This window comes from Actinobaculum massiliense, from assembly GCF_001457435.1.
Taxonomy (GTDB): domain Bacteria; phylum Actinomycetota; class Actinomycetes; order Actinomycetales; family Actinomycetaceae; genus Actinobaculum; species Actinobaculum massiliense.
On sequence record NZ_LN881717.1, the window covers coordinates 375,643 to 396,688 of the forward strand.

At 60.9% G+C, this 21,046-nt stretch carries 9 protein-coding genes; 1 reads left to right on the top strand and 8 read right to left on the bottom strand.

Translation table 11 applies throughout. The features are described from left to right. Window positions 1-69: 69 nt before the first annotated feature. The 7 genes from BN2664_RS03620 to BN2664_RS03650 all read right to left on the bottom strand — a co-directional run bounded on the left by BN2664_RS03620 (window position 70) and on the right by BN2664_RS03650 (window position 18,153). The gene (locus BN2664_RS03620) at window positions 70-9,141 is read right to left on the bottom strand and encodes a type I polyketide synthase (protein WP_051014134.1); all 9,072 of its coding nucleotides are present in this window, start codon (window positions 9,139-9,141) and stop codon (window positions 70-72) included. Between the two features lie 104 nt (window positions 9,142-9,245). Continuing rightward, a complete protein-coding gene (locus BN2664_RS03625; RefSeq protein WP_040317019.1) occupies window positions 9,246-10,826 on the bottom strand; it encodes an acyl-CoA carboxylase subunit beta in 1,581 nt (526 codons plus the stop codon). 24 nt (window positions 10,827-10,850) lie between these two features. Further along, on the bottom strand, window positions 10,851-12,683 hold the full coding sequence (locus tag BN2664_RS03630) for an ATP-binding protein (protein ID WP_007001568.1): 1,833 nt from the start codon (window positions 12,681-12,683) through the stop codon (window positions 10,851-10,853). Next, window positions 12,683-13,501: a biotin--[acetyl-CoA-carboxylase] ligase gene (locus tag BN2664_RS03635; protein ID WP_007001567.1), complete on the bottom strand. Its 819-nt coding sequence runs from the start codon at window positions 13,499-13,501 to the stop codon at window positions 12,683-12,685. Before BN2664_RS03635 ends, BN2664_RS03630 begins: the two co-directional genes overlap by 1 nt. 326 nt (window positions 13,502-13,827) lie before the next feature. Beyond that, window positions 13,828-15,801 (bottom strand): YjhG/YagF family D-xylonate dehydratase, encoded by a 1,974-nt coding sequence (locus BN2664_RS03640; RefSeq protein ID WP_007001566.1) that lies wholly within the window; start codon window positions 15,799-15,801, stop codon window positions 13,828-13,830. 36 nt (window positions 15,802-15,837) lie between these two features. Then, complete coding sequence (locus tag BN2664_RS03645) at window positions 15,838-16,746, bottom strand: dihydrodipicolinate synthase family protein (protein WP_007001565.1); 909 nt, start codon at window positions 16,744-16,746, stop codon at window positions 15,838-15,840. 24 nt (window positions 16,747-16,770) lie between these two features. Further along, window positions 16,771-18,153 (bottom strand): GntP family permease, encoded by a 1,383-nt coding sequence (locus BN2664_RS03650; protein ID WP_007001564.1) that lies wholly within the window; start codon window positions 18,151-18,153, stop codon window positions 16,771-16,773. A gap of 253 nt (window positions 18,154-18,406) precedes the next feature. Between BN2664_RS03650 and BN2664_RS03655 the strand changes: the two genes are divergently transcribed. Beyond that, window positions 18,407-19,186: an IclR family transcriptional regulator gene (locus BN2664_RS03655; protein WP_051014176.1), complete on the top strand. Its 780-nt coding sequence runs from the start codon at window positions 18,407-18,409 to the stop codon at window positions 19,184-19,186. Between the two features lie 97 nt (window positions 19,187-19,283). Here the strand turns inward: BN2664_RS03655 and pgi are convergent, their stop codons facing one another. Then, window positions 19,284-20,939, bottom strand: a complete 1,656-nt coding sequence (gene pgi / locus BN2664_RS03660) for a glucose-6-phosphate isomerase (RefSeq protein ID WP_007001562.1) — start codon at window positions 20,937-20,939, stop codon at window positions 19,284-19,286. Window positions 20,940-21,046 lie beyond the last annotated feature (107 nt).

Genomic DNA, 21,046 nt, shown 5'->3' on the forward strand with positions numbered 1-21,046 from the left:
GCCGAAGCCTGCCCCGCGCCGGGATGCCCACTTGCACCGTCGCCGTAGCCCGCCGGTGCGCAAATCGCCCTAGTTCACGCGCGCCGCCGGATCCAGAAGCATCGCGGCTTCGTCGTCGTGCTCGGAATAGCGAACCGGCGTCTCAACATAGAGCGGTGCGTGGCCGATCATGCCGGCCTGCAGATGCCGGGCGCCTTCAGCCAGGCGAATATCCGCCTGCTCCAACCATTCGCGCGCTGCCTCGCCTCCGTGTGCTCGCTCGATCGCGGCCTGGAAGGCTGCCGGGTGCACCAGCACCATGAGCGCCGAAACGTGGCCAAAGCCGAGCGAGGTGAGGATCGAGGCTTTGACGGTCCCCACCTGGAGCGGGTCGCGTAGCCACACGAGGAACTCGTCCTTTTCCATCACCGGATCCTGGCAGTCCAGAGCCCGGTTGGCCGGAACGGTTCCGGAGCTAAAGATTTCCGACAGCCCCGCCATTTGGAACAGCGCCGCTCCGCCCTTCGAGTGGCCCGTCAGCGACTTTTGGGAAACCACGTAGAGCGGGTTTCCTTCCTGGCGCCCAATGGCCTTGAAAAGACGGTGATGAAGCTCAGCTTCATTCGGGTCGTTCGCGTTGGTGGACGTGTCGTGCTTGGAAAGGACGGAAATATCGTCGGGAGTAACGCCCAGAGCCGCGAGGTCCTTCACCAGCTGCGAATTCGTTCCGCCCTGGCCGGCCGCGAGCGCGCCCAAGCCGGGAGCAGGGATCGAGGTCTGGATCCCGTCCGCGAAGGAGCGCACGTAGCCAACCACCGCGAGCACCGGCAGACCCATTTGCATGGCGAGGTCACCCCGCGCGAGCAGCACGGTTCCGCCGCCCTGGCCTTCCACGAAGCCACCGCGGCGCCGATCGCCGGGCCGGGAGAAGAAGCGCGGGTTGATGCCCTTGTCCGCCATGGCGTTCGAATCAGCGGTGGCGTTCATGTTGGCAAAGCCGATGAGGGATTCCACCTGGACGTCGTCGATACCACCGGCAACCACGAACTGCGCCTTATTGGTGCGAATCTTATCCACGCCCTCTTCCACGGAAACCGCCGCGGTGGCGCAGGCGCCCACCGGGTGAATCATGGAACCGTAGCCGCCCACATAGGACTGCATGGTGTGGGCCGCCACCACGTTGGGAAGCACTTCCTGCAAGATATCGCTCGGAATCTGCCCGTTGGTAAACCGATCCACGAAGAGGCGCCGCATGGAGGTCATACCGCCAAAGCCGGTGCCTTGGGTGGAGGTCACCTCCACTGGATGTACGTACTCGAGCAGTTCTGCCGGCGAGAATCCCGCGGAAACAAAGGCGTCCACCGCCGTCATGAGGTTGTAGACCGCGAGGCGATCCGCGCCCTCAATCATCGGCTGCGGGATACCCCAGTTCGCCGGATCGAAATCCGTGGGGAATTGCCCGCCCACGCGCCGGCTCAGGGTGGTGCGCCGCGGCATATAGGTGCGCGCGCCCGCCAGGCGGATTACCCGCCACTCCCCGTTTTCCTCGTAAATCCGCGTGAATTCGGGGTCCGCATTCAGGTGATCGAGCGCCTCGGCGTGATCCTTAGCAGAGAACGTAACGTCCTTTTCCAGGTAAACCGGCGCCAGATCCACGGTGCCAATATCCTCGAGCGGCCCGTCGTCCACGAAGGCGCGGATTCCTGAACGCGCCACCACTTCATCACGGTAGCGATCGTAAATATCAGCTTCCTCCACCAGGTTCCCGGAGGCGTCATACCACCCGGGGTTCGGGGTGTCGTGCCAGGTGAGCAGGTCCATCATCCAGGCGAGCTCGAGCACGCCGGCGGGCGTCAGCTCGAAGCTACCGTCCGGCTGCACCCCGACTTCCGCTTCCCAGCGGGTGCGCGAGGATCCCCACGGTCCGATTTCCCCAATTCCGACGACGACGATCGTCTCCTCCGGCCGCACGGTTCCGGCAAAGTCCGCCGTCGTCGCCCGGGCCTGACGCGGCGCGCGAGCTAGCGGAAGTGCCTTAATGGTCTTGCCTTGAGCAGCGTGACCCGGCGATTCTTCCACCGTGACTTCACCGCGCAGTGCGGCCAAGTCGATATCTTCGAGGCCGCCCGTCATATCGTGCTCAAGCGGACGGTTCGCGGCTTCGGCGAGGGCCTGCGGAGTGTACAAAGTCAGGAGCTCTTGCGCCGCCTCGGCGGTGTTCCACACGTGTACGCCCTTGGCTTGGGCCGCGGCGACGAGCGGATCGTTTCCACCCATCAGCCCGGTGCCGGCCACCCAACCGATCTTGGCGTGCGCAATGGTGGTGCGCTGGCCCCACGGCTCCACGCGCCACTTATTGGCAATCGCGTCCAGCGCGGCCTTGACCTCGCCGTAGGCGCCGTCGCCCCCAAACAGCCCGCGGTTAGGCGAACCGGGAAGGATCACGTGCATACGGTGGCCGACGGCGGAGTCCTCGCCGATAGCGGCAAGACCGCCGAGCAGGCGCTCCACGCCCCAGAGCAAAATACGTGCCTGATTCTCGGCTTCCGGACCGGCATCCGAGGCATAGCCGGAAACCTTCCCGGCCGCGAACGGAACCAGCAGATCCGGAAGAAGCGCCGGCTTGATCAGCTTGGTGGTAGCCCCCACGGTTTCCTTCTGCTCGGAGCCAATCCACTCAATCAGCGCGTCAATATCGCGGAAGGAAGCGAGATTGGCCGGAACCAGCCAGAGAGCGGCATCCCCGCGCGCATTTTCGCGGTAAAGATTCTTCGCAAACAGCAGGCGAGCCGGGGAAATATGCGAGGCGGTGGCAACCACGGTGGCGCCGCCGGCGAGTAGCCCGGCCACCATCGCACCGGCAATGGATCCCGGTGCCATGCCGGTGACGACGGCGATCTTCCCGCTGTAAATACCGGCGTCTTGGCGGGTTGCTTCCCGCGCAATTTCCTCAAAGCGCGCGCGAAGTTCGGGATTGCGGGCAGCCTGCCAGCTTGCCTGGCGAGCCACTTCCGCCCCGGTGGCGGTAAAGCATCCGATGATGATCTTGCCGAAGGCAATCTTGGCAACATCCTCGCGGGCGGTGGCCCAGCGGTCGTCAAGAAGAACTGCCTTATTGGGATCGAAGGCCGGGGTAACGAACTTTTCCCAGCCCGAACCGAGCTCGGCTTCCATCGCTTCGCGTAGGGAATTATCCGGAGCGAGATTCTCCACCGGACTGGCCGCGTGGCCGAGCCGGCTGAGCAAATCGCGGGCGTTTTCCGCCAGCGCCCCGGTGAGTTCTTCCGCGAAGGCATCCAGCGCCGCCGAATCGACAGTCGCTCCACCCGAGGTTTCGCTCGGGATCGCAACCGCGATACCGCGCGCCTGCGCCACCGCGCTCACCGCGGCGTCAATCAGGGCATCGAGCGCGCCGGCCGAGGTTGCACCGGTGCTCCCCAGGGTGGCTAGTTCTCCGCCGCGAGTGGATTTGCCCTCGCGGGTACCGAGCAGGAGCTCTACCTGCACGTGGGAAACCCAGCCCTCTCCGAGTTGCCAGGTTCCGCTCACGCGCTCGGCGATATGTGCCGGCTTCGCGCCCGCGGCGCCGGTGAGCGAACGCAGGCGGTCGGTCACCGCTTCACCCAACACCGGGCCGAAGGCTCTGTAGGAATGCGCGGCTTGGTCCACCTGGATTGCCAAATCAGATACCTGCGCTTCGGCTGCCCCATCCATGGAGGCCAAATCAAATTCGGCCGTCATATCCATGAGGATCTGGTTGCGCTTGGAAGAAACGCCGTTCGTCAGCGTTTCGACCGAGTCCGCGCTTCCCATCTGTTCGGGGGCAATCTTGGTTTCGTAAGCGAGCAGCGCGCGGAGCGCATCCGAGGCGCTAAAGGGCAGATCTGCCGCCTTCCCGGCCGGGGCACCCGCCGGAGCGGTTGCCGGAACGGATGCCCGCGCGGGCGCCGCGGTTCCGTTAGCATCCGCCGCCGGTTCGCCGGCCCCCTGCGCCGCGCCAGCGCTATCGGCTTGGCCGGCGCTCTCAGCTTCGCCAGCGCTATCAGCTTCGCCCGCGCTTTCAGCTTGGCCGGCGACCGCGGCTTCGCCCGCGGCGGGCCCGGCCGGAGCGGCGACGTCGTCGGTTACCTCTTCCACCCGGGAAACATCCTCACGCAAAACGCGTTTGCTATCGCGCTGGACGTTCAAGACCGTCACCTCGTCATTGGCGTGAGCCGGCAAAGCGAGCGTCTTGGCCGCCATATTTGCCAAGGTCGGCGCGGTGGCCAGCCCAACCTCCACGATCTCTTCAACGCCCAGGCTAATAAGGAGCTCCTGAGTTTCAATCCAACGCACCGGCGAGGCAAACTGCCAAGCGAGAAGCTCAATAAGCAAATCGCGAGCAATGGGGAGGCGGTCGGCATCCGGGTCACGCTCAAGTTGGGCGCGGATCTCGCGTACCGCCTCGGAGGGCACCACGTCCAGAATTGCGTCGCAGAATTCGACGCTTACCTCGAAGGGACGCGCCACCAAATTCGGCACATAGCGGTTCTGGAGAACCCGCAGGTTGATGTCCTCTGGGATAGTATTCGCCAGCGTCTGGCGGAACTCCGGCACGCCCTCGCGCAGGCGCGAGGTGTGGAAGGGAACGTCAATCCCCGGTACCAGCATGAAGGGGCGCTTGCCGCCCGCTTCCTTGGCACGCCGGCCGGCGTCCGCCTCCAGCGCCGCCAACCCGGCCACGGTTCCGGCAATCGCGTACTGTTGGCCGGCCAGGTTGTAGTTGGCAATCTCCAGGAACTCTCCGCTTTCGCGGGCAACCGATTCCACGTACTCGCGCACGTTTGCGTCGGTCACGCCGAACTGGTTGGGGCGAAGCGCGCCCATCCGGTAGTTCGAGCGGCCCTCCGCATCGCGGGGCACCAGGTGGTGCATGGTGGTTCCGCGCTGGTAAACGATTTCCAACACGTCCTCGAGGCTAAACACCGCCGAATAAGCGGACAGCGCATTGTATTCACCCAGCGAGTGCCCGGCGAAGTAAGCGCCACTAATGAGTGCGCCCTGCTCGCGTAGGCGAGCGGTTTGCGCCATGGCGACGGTTGCCAGCGCCACCTGGGTGAACTGGGTGAGGTTGAGGACACCTTCCGGATGACGGAAGGTTTCCCCGCCCACCACCAGCTCGGTGGGGTTATCGCGCACCAGCGCCAGAATCGAGAATCCGAGCTTGGCGCGAGTGTGCTGATCGGCGCGCTGCCAAACGTCACGGGCGGCCGGCGAATCGGCGCGTTCTTCGAGCGCCATGCCCTTCGCCTGGATTCCCTGCCCGGGGTAGACGTAAGCCGTAAGCGGTGCGGCCACAGTTGCGGTTGCTTGCGCCACCACTTCTTCGCCGTCGCGGCAGGTCACCTCAAGTGCCAGGTCTCCCCCGGCCAGCCGGCCAGTGCGCTCGACGGTAATCTCTACCCGATCGTTCAGCGACACCATCCCAAACATGCGGTAGGTCCAACCGGTGATGTGGAGCGCGGGCTTGCCCGGTTCGGGATCCGCCACCGCGTGCTGGGCGGCGGCGCACAGCCACATTCCGTGCACCAGCGGCTCGTCCATTCCGGCCACCTGGGCGGCGCGGGTGGAGACGTGAATCGGGTTGAAGTCCCCGGAAACAATCGCGAAAGCCGTCATATCGGAGGGCGCGGAAAGCGTCACCTTGCGTAGCACTGAGCGCGGCGTATCGATGACCTCGGCCTCGTTTCCACCGCGCGGGGCCGGGTCCACCGGAAGCGCGGTGGTGGTAGCGCGCCCACGCATGGCGAAGCGTTCCTGGAATTCCAGCACGACGCCGCCGCTCCCGGCATTGTGATCTTCAGCCGTCACTTTGGTGCGGATGGTAAGCACGCGCCCGGCGGAGGATTCCTCCACCGATTCCACCCACGAATGCGCCGTCAGTTCGCCCATCTGCAAGATTTCATCGATCGGCGCGTTGATCTTTTCGCTGTGGTCAAGGTGCACACCCGACAGCAGCCCCTCAATAATCGGGTAGCCCTCAGCCTCACCCGAACCCATGGCCGAGTAAATCGTGGGCCAGCACGAACCAAGCAGGGCGGAAGGAACCGCCACCGGGGCACGTCCGCCCGGCGCGGTAATACCCGAGTGCAGTTCGCCAATCTCGGGAGAAACCGCGAAGGTGAGACTGGCAACGCCGTCGACCATCCGCGGCTGCTCGATAATCGGCGTGCCGCCAATCGTGGTAGTACCCACGCCGGACATTCCGGCGAGCACCGCGCGCATTGAATCAGCCAGGCGTGCGTCGTCGACCACCGGCAGGCCGCCGGTGTGTACGTCCTCCGGCAAAACCAGCGGCACGCGCATTTCGGTCACCGCGTGCTGAGTGGCGCCGGTCCCCTGCCAGGCGGTGTCGAGCGGAACGTAAAGCTCCAGGCCGGATTCGGTTTCGCGAATCTCGGTTTCGGCGATCAGCGCGGCCGGGTTGGCGGCCAGGTGGCCGTGCCAGAGAATAAACGGCGCATTGCGCAAGAACGCATCGCGATCCGCGGCGTTGCGGGAAAAGGCCTCGACGGCAGGCGTACCCTGCGCGGCCACATCCTCCACCGCGGCATTTTCGTAGCGGCCCAGAATATCGGCTACCGGCTCATCCACCGAGGTGATCGCGCAGGTGGAAACCGGCCCGGGAATAATGCGTACCTGATCGGCGGTGTAGCGCGGATCTTGGGACTGCCACAGCGAATCGCGGCCCCAGTTGCGAAGCACCGACTCGTCAATGATGGAAACGAACGGTACCGGCTTCGGGTACTTATCGCACAGGTGATGGAACCAGGCCGCGTCTTGCGGGCAGACCTTTTCCTCATCCGCCAGCGGATAAGACTCGCGCAAGCGCTGCAGACATCCGTGCGGGTCATCTGCCGCATCCTCTTCGCTGAAGATCGTGGGGATTTCTCCCGCGTCGGTATCGGAGAGACGCGCTTCGGCCCGCTGCAGCATTTCGAAGTAGCGAATCGCCACCGAATCGTCCACCCACGGGTAGGAAAGCTCGAGGTAGCGGTCCAGCTGCTGGGCGTAGGTCATCTTGTCGACGTCGCCGAAGTACGGCTTGGCGGTGCGGTTAATAGCTTCGATAATTTCATCGCGGCGGCGCTGGATTTCCTCCGGCTTGCCGTCCAGCTCCAGGAGCAGGCGCGCGGCGCGGGCCGCGGAATTTTCCACGTTGTACATATCAGCGTGCAGGGAGGACTGCGAGGAGGTAATTCCTCCGCGCACCTCACCGGCAGCCACCCAACCGCCGTTTTCTTCGGCGGCAACGCCGGAAATATGCACCAGCAGTTGTTTAACGTCGGGGTTGGTTTTGGCCTCCTTTGCCGTCATGGCAGCGGTTCCAATAAAGATTCCGTCCACCGGCATGGCGGGAAGGCCGTAGCTTCGCGACCATTCGCCCGTCAGGTACTTTGCCGCCCGATCCGGGGTTCCCAGGCCGCCGCCCACGGTAATAACCAGGCCCGCTTCGCGCATATCCGCGTAGGTGCTCAAAAGCAGATCATCGAGGTTCTCCCACGAGTGGTGCCCGCCGGCGTGGCCGTCTTCCACCTGCACGATCAGCGGCGCACCTTCGGCATGGTGCGCAATATCGACAACCTGCTTAATCTGGGCCACCGTGCCCGGTTTGAAAGCAACGTAGGCGAAGCCCTCCCCGCGCAAGCGGTTAATCAACTCCAGGGCTTCGTCCCGCTCGGGGATACCGGCGGAAATCGTCACGCCGTCCAGCGGCGCCCCGCCCTGACGCTGGCGGGATACCAACCGGCGCCCACCAAACTGGAGATCCCACAGGTAGCGATCCAGGAACATGGCATTGAACTGGGCGGTGCGGCCCGGAGCCAGCTGGCGGCGCAGGCCGCGCAGATTCTCGGTGAGCACGGCCTCGGAGGTTTGCCCGCCCCCGCCGAGTTCGGTCCAGTAGCCGGCATTGGCCGCCGCGGCCACAATTTCCGGATCTACGGTGGTGGGCGTCATGCCGCCGAGCATTACCGGCGAACGGCCGGTCAGGCGCGAGAACGCGGTATCCAGATAGGTTTTGCCGTCAATTTTGCGTAGCTTGGGTGCAAAACTCGACCAGTCGTGGGTCGGATATTCGCGCGCCGAGCCCGCCACCAAATCGTCGCGGGCGGAGGCGGTACCGGCCTCCACGTAGACGGCCCCGCTTCCGGCAAGATTCGCGCGGGTAATCGCCTTCAAGGCCACTCCCGGACCGAGGTCCACCACGTAGTGCGCCTCGCTCTGGTTGCTCCCGGACTGGGAAAGATCCGCGAGCGCGGCGGAGAATTCTTCGGTCCAATCCAGGTGATCGGTAAGAACCGCGCGAGCGAGCTTTTCTGCCTGCGCTACCCGCAACTCACAGGCTTCGGCCCACTGGTCCACCAAAGCCACGGCCGGCTCCAGCAAATGCGAGTGGAAGGGAGCGGCCACCTCGAGGAACTCGGTAACCGGGCGCAGCGGTTCGCCGCCCATTCGCTTGGCTTCGCGATCTGCCACGGACTTTTCCGCCGCCCGGTTAATCGTCACGATCAGCCCGGACAGCGCTGCCGGGGAGCCGGAAACAACGCAGGCCTGGCGCGTATTAATAATGCTGAGGTCAATATCGGCGAACTGGGCGATCAGCGCCTGGAGCTGATCCACCGGGATTCCCCGCACGGAAAGCATAGGCGTGGCCTGACCGTCCGGGTTCATGTGGGCCGCGGCGGTGATTTTAGAGGCCGCGGCTCCAATGAGGCGCGCCAGGGCAAACACCGCCGGGCGCTGCTCGGCCGGAGCGCTGAGCAACGCCGCTGCCAGTACTCCCTGGGAGTGACCAATAATCGCCGTCGGCTGGGCATCCACGTCAAGGGCGGCACCGTACTGGCTGAGGAGAATTCCCGGCACCGAGGTGTGGGGAGCTACCCCGAAACTTGCCGGACCGCGCGTCCCGAGCAGGTCGAGGCGCCCAGCGCTCATCACCGTGAGCTCAGGTAGCACCGGCGCTAGAATTTTCTCTGCCGCCGCGTCCAGCTCTTGTAGTTTTTCGCGCAGGCGCGAGTCTTCGATCGTGGCGTCCAATTCGCTGCGCCACGGAGTTCCTTGCCCGGAAAATTGCATAATCCACCGGGCGCCAGAACGAAGGGAATCGATAACTGAAGGCATAAGTTTTCTTTCTTTGTTAGTCCCCAACTGGGGTCAGTGGTTTGAAGTTTGAGAAGTTTCGGAGCGCGCGGGTTTCTATGCGCTACGCGGCGTTATTCCCGCAACTACATGGGGATATTCCCGTGCCGGCGCTCGCCGGGATGGTCGGCGTTCTTGGAACGCAACACTCGCAATGACGTCACTAACCGGGCCCTGGTTTCCTCCGGGCAAATAATTGCGTCGAGTTCTCCGCGCGCCACGGACAGGTAGGGGTTGACGTTCTTCCTGGTGTATTCATCGGCAAGTTGCTTACGTACGCTCGCCACGTCTTCCCCGTTGCTGGCGGCTTCTTTCAGGCGTTTGCGTCCGGTGATCGCGACGGCGCCGTCGGCACCCAACACCGCGATCTCGGCACCCGGCCAGGAAAAGTTAGCGTCTCCGCCCAGGGATTTCGAGCCCATGACGATGTATGCCCCGCCGTAGGCCTTCCGCAAAATAACCGTCACCAGAGGGGTAGTGGCATTGGCGTAGGACCAAATCAGCTTCGCGCCGCGGCGAATAATTCCGGATTGCTCCTGGGCGGTTCCGGGCCGATATCCCGGCACATCCACCAGCGTCACTATCGGCACGTTGAAGGCATCGCAAAACTGCACAAACCTGCCGGCCTTTTCCGAGGCGTCAACGTCCAGCGTGCCGGCGTCGCACAGCGGTTGATTGGCGACGATTCCTACCGACTGGCCATCCAGGGCCGCGAATCCCACCACAATATTGGGGGCAAAGAACTCTTGCACCTGCACGAACTCGCCATAGTCGACGATATGGCTAATCACATTCACCATGTCGTATGACTGCTTGGAAGATTCGGGCACCAGACTGGGCAGTTCGCGTGCCGCCGCGGCATCTTCTGGGCCTTCAATATAATCCCATTCGGGCGCCGGAGCATCGCAATGCGGGGGAAGATAACGCAGCAGGGTTCGGGTGTAGTCGAGCGCGTCTTCCTCATCGCTGGCCAGGTAATGCGCTACACCGGACTGGAAGGAGTGGAGTTCGGCTCCGCCCAAATCATCGAAGGAGACGTCCTCCCCCGTCGTCGCTTTTACCACGTCCGGGCCGGTGACGAACATGTGGGCGTTGTCTTTCGTCATCACCACGAAATCGGTGAGCGCTGGCCCGTACACCGCTCCGCCCGCGCACGGCCCGAGGATGCAGGAAATCTGCGGGACGATGCCGGACGCCTCAATGGTCTTCTTGAAAATCCGACCGTACTGGGAAAGTGCCACCACGCCATCTTGAATCCGGGCGCCGCCCGAATCGAGCATGGAGACGATCGGAATGCGCAGCGCTAGGGCTTTATCCATCAGCGCCAGGATTTTATCCCCTTCGGCCTCTCCCAGCGTTCCGCCGGAGACCGAGAAGTCCTGGGCGTAGACGGCCACGTGCGCGCCGTCGATGGTGCCAATTCCGGTCACCACCGCGCAGCCGCTAAAACCGTCCGCAATATTTCCGCCGGCGAAGCGCCCAATTTCTTGGAACGAACCGGGATCGCAGAGCATATCAATGCGCTCCCGGGCGGTGTTTTTCGCCAGCTTGTGCTGGCGCGTCCGCGCCTTTTCCTCGGCCCGCTGGGAAATGTCGGTTTCAAATTCCGCGAAGGAGCCGCGGTCAATCTCCCGCGCGGTGGTATCAAGCGTTTGCCACTCGTGCATGGATCGCAAATTAGTCAGAGACAACTAAATCTCCTCACTGGTTTGTTGATTGCTGGCTGGTGCGGCCTCTATCCGGAGGAGCGGTTGGAAGGCCGCCACGTTTTGGCCGCCTTCCACCAGCACTTCCGCCACCGTGCCGTCGGCGGGCGCGTTGACGTAACTTTCCATTTTCATTGATTCGAGAACCACGAGTAGGTCGCCTTTCGTAACCCTGCTTCCAGGTTCGACGACGCAGCGCACCACAATTGCCTGGATGGGCGAATTCACGGTGCCATTGGCATCCACGAAATGAGTATTTGCCGCTTGCACCTGGCGATTTGCGCTCACCGCGCGGCGCGGCTGTAGAGCGCGCCGGGCGGCTACCCCGCCGGTGCGCACCAGGCTGGTGGGAAGCGAAAGCTGCATGCGCTTGCCATTCACTTCGATCACAAAACTGTGCAGATCTTCCAGCTCGTTAGGCTCTGCTCCGCTACCCTCGGCGCCCGCGTCGGTGCGGAGCTCGGAGGGGACGCTTTCGCGCGCGGCGCTTTCCATATACGCGGGCAAAATCCTTTCTTCAAACCAGCGCGTTGAGGGGGCGTGCGCGGCGAACTCTGGCCGGGCAATAACGGCGTCGTAAAGGGAAAGAGGCGTGGCAACCCCGCGGATTTGGGTTTCTGCAATCACCCGGTGGGCGCGGGAAATGGCCTGCTCGCGATCCGGTGCGGTGACGATCAGCTTGGCGAGCATGGGGTCAAAACCGGCCGTCACCTCGTCGCCTTCCTCAATCCCGGATTCGATTCGCACCCCGTGGCCCTCCGGCCAGCGCAGGTGGCGAATCACGCCGGTGGAAGGGACCATCCCGTTGGCCGGATCCTCGCAGGTAATGCGGAATTCGAAACTATGGGCGCGCGGGACGCCGACCGGGGTCAGATCCTCGCCGTTGGCGATACGGATTTGCTCGCGTACCAGGTCAATCCCCGAGACTTCCTCGGAGACCGTGTGTTCCACCTGCAGGCGCGGATTGACTTCGAGGAAATTCACTCGCCCATCGGGCTCGACCAAAAACTCGCAGGTCCCCAACCCGGTGTAATCCACGGCCTCGAAAAGCCGACGCGACCATTCGCGCACCGTTTCTTCGGAATCTCCGGGCAACGCGGGCGCGGGGGCTTCTTCAATGAGTTTCTGGTTGCGGCGTTGCACCGAGCAGTCGCGGGTGGAAATCACCTCGAAATTACCGTGCGTATCGCGCGCCGACTGGGTTTCAATATGCCGGGCGGTGCGAATAAAACGCTCCACGAAAAAGTTCCCGAGGTCCTCGCCGTGAATTGTGAAGAAGCGATCTAGGTCCGCGGCATTATTGTGCACGGTGATACCGCGCCCGCCACCGCCGTCGGCCTGCTTCGTCACAATCGGGAAACCGAAGCGGGAAACGAAATCGTCCACCGCAGCGCGCCCCGAAACCGGCTCGGAAAGGCCCGGCACCGGGGAAACGTCCACCGACTCTGCTAGCCGGCGCGCCTGGATTTTATCGCCCAGTCGGCTGAGCACGCTCGGGTTGGGGCCAATCCAAATCAGCCCCGCTTCGGCTACCGCCTGCGCGAACTCCGGGTCCTCGGAAAGAAAACCGTAACCCGGGTGGATCGCATCAGCGTGCGAGCGCAGCGCGAGCGCAATGAGCTTCTCGCTGTTCATGTAGGTTTCGGCATACGTTGCGCCGTGTAGCGCGTAGGCCGAGTCTGCCATCTGGGTAAACCGCGCCTCGCGATCAGAATCCGCGTACACCGCCACCGATTTCAGATTCATATCCTTGGCCGTGCGAATGACTCGCTCGGCAATCTCGGCGCGGTTCGCAACAAGAATTTTTGAGATTGTCATCAAATACTTTCGATCATGGATACTTCGCCCGCCGTCACTGTCACCGTGCCGTCTGCGGTCTGCAGGGTGAGCCCGCCGTTTGCCGTCACCCGCACGCCAGTTCCGTTGACCGGGGTGGAGTGAGGTCGATTGACGACGACGCCCGCCCGCAGGGTTTCGCAATAGCGGTTAATTTCCCCCACTAGCCCGGATTCCTGCGCATTTCCGGCGCTCACTAACCCCTCCATGCGGGAGAGCAGCCCGGACACATACCCGGCCGCAAGCGCGTCGCGTTCCGGTACCGGGAGACCTTCCGCAGCCAGCGAAGTAGAAACCGGGGTGGGGAGCTGATGAGCGGGAATACGCAAGTTCATTCCCATTCCCACCACGGTTCCCAGAACGCCCTCGCGCTCCCCGGCGATTTCGCCAATGATTCCGGCCATCTTTAGCGGCTTTCCGGGATGCAGGACGATGTCATTCGGCCAGGAAATAAGCGCGGGAATATCGAAGTCGGCTAGCGCTTGGCGCGCCGCGGCGGCCGCCGCCAGCGTCACCCAACCCACCTGCTCGCGCAGCCGGGCGGGGATTTCAATAACGACCGAGATGAGGAGGGAACCGCCGGGCAGGGAGAACCAATGGCGTCCCACCCGCCCGCGGCCGGCCGATTGGTGATCGGCAATGAGCACGCTCGCGTGCCCCACTCCCGAATCCGCGCGCGTCCACAACTCCGCGAGGTCATCTTGCGTCGATCCCGTGAGCTCGGTGAAAAGCACATCACCGCTAACTTCCGCGAGTTGCGGGAATTCATCCTGCGCCTCGCGAATCGGAGTGTTTTTCATGGCTCCCCCTAACTAGTCACCCGACCGTAACTTTACGCAACCGTAACCTACTTCAGCGTAGGCACACACCCTTCACGCTTTTTTGTGACAGACTTCAAACTATGTACATAACTATTCAAGTTTTCGCGCAAGCCGCGGGTGCGGCTACGCCCAACGCGCGCCCTAGATCAACCCTGATATCTAGGAACGCATTAATTCCACCATTCCCCGCGCGCTATGCCGACCGCCCGCGCCAGGCTCGCTATGCCTGCCGCACGCCCCAAATAAAAGCGGCGGGTAGAGCTTTTGCTCTACCCGCCGCGACTTCTAGAACCGAAGAGTGGAATTTACTGTTTAGCCTCCAATGCAGCCTTCCCCGCTTCCAGGGTCTCCACGATTCGGTCTACGTCATAGACGCATCCTCGCCAGATGCCACCAGAAACGTCCTGCAGAACCGCCCAAAGACGGGTGTCCTCCGGCAGATCGGGGTCCGGATGCAGATCCGGATTTGAGGGCCGGCTGGCAAGAGCTTCTGCCGCTTCTTCATAAGTGAGCGGCTCCGCTTCACTTCCGATGAAGTTGAGGCTTCCCTCAAGATTCACGGTATCGACCACGATTTCAATAAGATCTCCCTCTTGGATCTTCCCAATTGGTCCCCCAGCCAGAGCCTCCGGGCCAACATGCCCGAAGCATGCCCCGGTAGACACCCCGGAGAAACGCGCATCGGTGATTAGTGAAACATGCTTTCCGTACGGTAACTGCTTGAGGGCAGAGGTGAGCTGATATGTCTCCTCCATACCTGTTCCGCGCGGTCCGACACCCGCAATAATCATCACGTCGCCCGCCTTGATCTGATCATCCTTCAGCGCCTTGATGGCGGCCTTCTCGGATGCAAATACTCGCGCGGGTCCCGTCTGACGGAAGACGCCGTCTGGATCAACCACCGAAGGATCGATAGCCGTCGACTTGACCACGGACCCTTCGGGCGAAATATTGCCCTTCGGGAAGGTAACTGTAGAGGTCAGACCCCTCTCCTTAGCAACCTCGATATCCATAATAACGTCGCCCGGATCAATATGGTTCTTGGTCCGCAGACGCTCTTGAACCTGGCGGCGCCGATCAGACTTCTCCCACCAGTCGAGGTTCTCGCCTAGCGTTTGACCCGAAACCGTTAGAGCATCCTCATGGAGAAGCCCCAAGCTACGTAGCTTGAGCATTGCCTCGGGAACACCGCCCGCCATGAACACCACACCCGTGGGGAACATAGCCGGCCCGATGGGCATAACAGACACAATGCGCGGCACGATTTGATTAATGCGAGACCAATCATCCACGGTCGGGACCTTGCAACCCGCCTCATAAGCGATAGCGGTTAGATGAAGAAGGAGGTTCGTTGAGCCACCAAAGGCGGCGTGCATAATCATGGCGTTCTCAATCGCCTTATCGGTGATGACATCACGAGTGCAGATCCCCTTCTCCTTCAGGAGATGAAGCGCACGGCCCGAAGAGGTTCCCAAGTCCTTCCAGATCGGCTCTCCGGAAACGCAGAGGGCCGAGTGCGGCAGGGCGAGGCCCATCGACTCCCCAACCACCTGCGAAGTAGCCGCGGTGCCGAGGAATTGGCATCCGCCCCCGCCAGATGCACAGGCGCGGCACCCTTCGAGCGAGGCATAGTCGAGGTCGATCTCACCCGCCGCGTAACGAATACCAATAGTTTGAATCGTCCCTAGATCCTCACCCTTAGTGGGTTGGCGCGTAGCACCACCAGGAACCAAAATCGTCGGCGTATCGTGCTGAGCCGCAAGAGCCATCATGGTAGCGGGAAGCCCTTTGTCACACGAGGCAACCCCCATAACCGCTTTACGCGTTGGCAAAGAACGAATCAGGCGGCGCATCACAATAGACGCGTCGTTTCGATACGGGAGCGAATCGAACATACCCACGGTTCCCTGCGAACGTCCGTCACACGGATCAGACACGTAGGTGGCGTAGGGTACATCGCCCTCCTCAGCCAGTTGATTTGCGGCTGCCTCAACGAGCATCCCAAGTTCAAAATGGCCGGTATGGAGACCCAGAGCGGTCGGTGTGCCGTCTTCGCGGCGCATTCCGCCCAAGGTCGAGAAAATCATGACGTCGTCGCGATTGATCTCCTCCGGGCTCCAACCCATTCCTACACCCTGGGTAAGAGAGAATAGCTCACCAGACGGCGAGTTACGGAGCTGATCACTGGAGAGCGGAAGTTTCCCCTCCGGCCCTTTCACATGAGTTCGAACTTGGTAGAACTCATCATCTTGCTGCTTGTAGATTTGATCTAAAGACACTGAAATCCCTGCCTATGTTGATTTCCTAATGCGTTCCTAGTTGATGGAGTTCAGGAGAGTTTCGACCCGTTGGACAACGGCGACCACCTGCTCGCGTTCCCGCGAGGAAAGTACGGTAGGCGTTGCTGCGCTGTAGGGCTCGATAGCCACGCCCCTGAGGCGAGTAGCCTCTTTGATTGCCATGGGGAAGAAACTGACGATGTTATAGAGGCCCGACGCCTCGTTTATCGCTCGCTGAATCTCTGACATTCCACCGAAATCAGCGTTTGCGAAAGCTCTTACCGCCGCTGACGTCAATTCGGGGAATACGTTCGAGAGGCCAGCAATACAACCCGCTCCTTCCGAGAGAGCATTGTGGAAGAAGTTTTCATCCATACCGGAGAAGAACTCGAACCCGGGGCGTTCCTCCTTGATTGCGGCCATTAGCGCTCTCGTGCCAGCAACATCGGGAATGGTGTCCTTGATCCCCACAATGTTTTCGTTCTCCGCCAGAAGCCGCACGAGCAAGCTCGCAGTGATCGGATTTCCCGTGCGGGCCGGGAAATTATAGAGGTAGATCGGACCGGACACACGATGAGCGACCGAGGAGAAGTGGGCAAAAAGATCGTCCTCCGAGAGCGCCATATAATACGGGGCGATCAGGATGACGCTATCCGCCCCCTTTTGAAATGCGAAATTCGAAAGCTCCACAGTTTCCTCGACGCCGTTACATCCGGTACCGAACATAAGATGCGTCTTTCCCGCCAATTGGCTCGTTGCCAGCTCGATAAGTTGGCGCTTTTGCTTGCTCGTGAGAGCAAAAAACTCGCCCATGCTACCAAGTATGAGAAGACCGTCAACTCCGTTTTCGATAAGGCGTTGCCACTGACTGAGGCACCCCTTCTCGTCGACATCCCTTGACTCAGTAAAAGCCGTAATTGAGGGGGATAAAAACTTTGCAGACATTTTTATACCTTTCTTCGCTACCGACTAGATAACGAGGTGAATAAGGAGAATCCAGATAATTCCAAGGACCGAAACCAGGCAAGTCTGCACGGACCACGTCTTGAAGGTCTGCCCAACCGACAATCCGAAGTACTCCTTGATAAGCCAGAAGCCAGCATCGTTAACATGGGAAAGGAACGTGGAGCCGGCACCAATCGCTAGAGCCATGAGAGCAAGCTCAACCGATCCCATTTCGAGGGCAAGCGGTGCCGCAATTCCAGCCGCGGTGATCGTTGCTACGGTGGCAGAACCAGTGGCGACGCGGATGAAGACTGCAACGAGCCAGGCCGCCAGAAGCGGAGAGATAGGCAGAGAAGCGAGCCATCCGCCAATGACGTCCGCAATTCCGGAATCGACCAGAGTCTGCTTAAATCCACCGCCGGCGCCCACAATGAGTAGAACAGATGCGACCGGCGCAAAAGATCCGCCAATAATATTCGAAACGTCCGAGAAGCTCTTACCGCGGAATAGTCCCAGGACAATCATTCCATAGATAACCGCGCTCAAAAGCGCGACCAAAGGTTGACCGAAGAAAGCCACCACGGTTGTTAGCCCTGCGATCTGCCACCCGCCAATCTCGAAGATGGAGTGAAGAAGCATGAGGGCAACTGGAATGAGGACGATAAGCAACGAAGCAACAAAGCCCGGCTGATTTTCATACGTGGTAGCTTCTTCGTCACGAGATTCATTAAGCGCGTGATTGGAAACTATCTTCGCCATACGCGGAGCGATAAGCGGACCGGTAATGATAACGGTCGGAATGGCAATGAGAAGGCCAATACCAAGTGTGAGGCCCAGGTTCGCGCCCAGAGTATCAATTGCGATAAGCGGGCCGGGGTGTGGCGGCACGAAGCAGTGCAGCACCACCAGACCGGAAAGCGCGGGAAGAGCAAGGAGCATAATCGGCTGCTTGGTTCGGCGAGCCACCATCATAATCACGGGCACCATAAGAACCACACCGACTTCGAAGAAGAGCGGAATTCCAATAATGAACGCGATCAGAGCCATCGCCCATGGCAAACGCTTAACTCCGGCGGCAGAAATAATTGTTTCTACAATCCTGTCCGCCCCGCCTGATCGGATAAGCAACTCACCAATCATGGATCCGAGGACGATCAGAATGCCGACACCGCCCACGGTTGACCCGAGTCCCTTCGTGAACGAAGAAAAAGCGTCAATCAGCGGAGTTCCCGCCACCAAGGCCATCACAAACGAACCAAAAAGGAGGGAGAGGAAGGGGTGTAATTTGAGCACGGTAATGAGCAGAATAATGAGGGCAATACCCAGCAATGCCGCCAAAACAAGCTGACCCGCACCCGCGGTCGCTGCGGCCGTGAGGGGAAGAACCCCGAGACTTACGCCAGCCATTTCTTTCCTTTCACCATTGAAATGCTAGTTTCCGATTATTGGAATCGGTAACCATCTATTGGAATTTAACCTGAGATTATTACGAGAACAACGGAGTGGCAACGGAAATACATTTAAACAACCCGAGTGTTGCGTAAATATGATTCATTTGGGCCACTCCCCCACCTGGCAAGCGATAATTGATACTGTCGATGGAGTTTGCGAAAGCGAAAGGAAAATAATGGTCCTTAACGGTGGAAATTCGCCTGGTGGCATGAGCTCGCAAAGTATTTTTTCAGCGGACCGGTTGGGCGAGTCCCCCAAGGGCGCCGAGAGGGTGCTTGCCCTCCTCATACTGCTGGCGAACGAGCCAGCAGGAAGCACCCTCGACCAGCTGGCCAAACTCGTAAATGCTCCTCGCTCTACCGTTCACCGTTCGCTTGCATCTCTGGTCAAAGCTGGACTCGCAACCAGTCCCAGATACGGAAAATACGAATTAAGCGATGAATTCTTACGCCTAGCCTTCACCTATGCGGAAGCTCGACCCATCAACCGTCTGGTGGAGCCCATCCTCGAAGACCTAGTAGCCCGCTTCGGGGAAACAGCCCACTATGCGATATTGGAAGGCACCCAGGTTATATATCGAGCGAAAGCCGATCCACGCGGCCGTTCCGTCAAACTCACTTCCGTGATTGGCGGAGCAAATCCCGCGCACTGCACCGCGGTAGGAAAACTGCTTCTAGCAAGAAAAGCAGAAACGCTGGCAGACCTCAAAGCGATCGTGGGCCAGCGTACTTTTGAGGCAAGAACGGAGCATACGATCACATCCGTCAGCGCGCTGTGGGATGAGCTCCAAGAAATCAAGCGCCTCGGGTACGCCCTCGATAGAGAGGAAAACGAGCCGGGAATTAATTGCATCGCGGTCCCGCTTGCAATACGTGGTATCGATAGGACCCCCGGCGCAATTAGCATCTCGGCGCTGGCATTTCGCACCCCGCTGGAGACCCTTATTCAGAACGTAGATTCAATTCGGGAAATCATCTCTTCGCACTAGATAATTCTCGACGCGCGGCAAGGACGCACACGCAAGGGCCTCGACGGAAAGGGTTTCCCGTCGAGGCCCTTAGGGTTGAAGCCAGCGCGCTCCCTATTTACTGGCGATGCTTGCGGTAGTAGGTGATAAGCGCCTTGGTGGAAGGATCTTGCTCGGCGAGGGCCGCCTCGTCGCCGGCAATCGCCGGTCCGAGATCCTTTGCCATCTGCTTGCCAAGTTCCACTCCCCACTGGTCGAAGGAATCAATTCCCCACACCGCACCCTGAGTGAAAGTGATGTGTTCGTAGAGGGCAATGAGCTGGCCAAGAACCGAAGGGGTAAGCGCCGGAGCCATAATCGACGCCGTGGGCTTATTGCCGGGGAAGACCCGCGCCGAGACGATTTCCTCCGGCGTGCCTTCAGCACGAACCTCATCGGCCGTCTTGCCAAAAGCCAAGGCCTTCGTCTGAGCAAAGAAATTGCCGAGGAAAAGCTCGTGCTGATCGGCTTCGCCGTCGCGCAGGGCGTAGGTAGGATTCGCGAATGCAATGAAATCGGCCGGGATCAGCTGCGTTCCCTGGTGAATGAGCTGGTAGAAGGCGTGCTGGCCATTGGTGCCCGGCTCGCCCCAGAAGACTTCACCGGTCGCCGTCGTTACCGGAGTACCGTCCCAGCGCACGCGCTTTCCGTTGGATTCCATCGTGAGCTGCTGCAGATAGGCCGGGAAACGATGCAGGTACTGCGAGTAGGGCAAAACCGCGTGGGTCTTGGCTCCAAAGAAATTCACGTACCAGATATTGAGCAGGCCCATCAGAAGCGGCACGTTCTCGGCGGGATCAGCGCTCGCAAAATGCTGGTCGATGAGGTGGAAGCCGTGCAGGAAGTCGTCGAAGTTATCCGGCCCAATGGCGATCGCAAGGGAAAGCCCCACGGCAGAATCAACCGAGTACCGGCCGCCTACCCAATCCCAGAAACCGAAGGCGTTTTCCGGCTCGATCCCGAATTCCGCCACCTTCTCCAGGTTGGTGGAAACGGCCACGAAATGTTTGGCAACGGCTGTGGCATCCTCAACTCCGCGGGCGGCGAGCTGCTGAAGCAACCACGCGCGTGCCTGGCGGGCATTGGTGAGGGTTTCCAGCGTGGTGAACGTCTTGGAGGCAACGATAAAGAGCGCCGTTTCCGGGTCCACCCCGCGTAGCTTCTCCCCCACATCGGTTGGATCGATATTGGAGATATAGCGGCATTCCAGGCCGTCCTTCACGTAAGGCTTAAGCGCCTCGTAGGCCATGACCGGGCCCAGGTCCGAACCGCCAATACCAATATTGATCACGGTACGAATCGGCTTGCCTGTCACGCCCCTCCACTCACCCGAGCGCACGCGCCGAGCGAAGTCGTACATGCGGTTCTTCACCTCGTGTACATCACCAACCACGTCCTGCCCATCCACCGTGAGCTCATCGTCAGCTGGGCGGCGCAGTGCGGTGTGGAGAACCGCGCGATCCTCGGTCACATTAATGTGTTCGCCCGCGTACATGGCATCGCGCCGGTCAAAGACCTGCGTTTCTTCCGCGAGTTGGAGGAGCGCATCACGAACCTCGGGGGTGAGGTAGGACTTTGAGAGATCAACGTGCAAGCTACCAGCCGTGTACGTGAAGGTCTCAACGCGTTTCGGATCCGCGCTGAACCAGCCGGCGAAATCCGCGTCGAAGTTCGAAAACAGCTCTACGAGCTTGGACCAGGCGGCCGTGCTCGTCGGATCGATTGGTTTTTCCATCATTCCTCCACACTGAAGATATGTATCGCTTCTATCTTAGTAGGCAAAGGCGGCGGATTCCCGGGCCTGCCGGGCGTCGCTTCGCTTTCCATCGATAATTCGCGTTC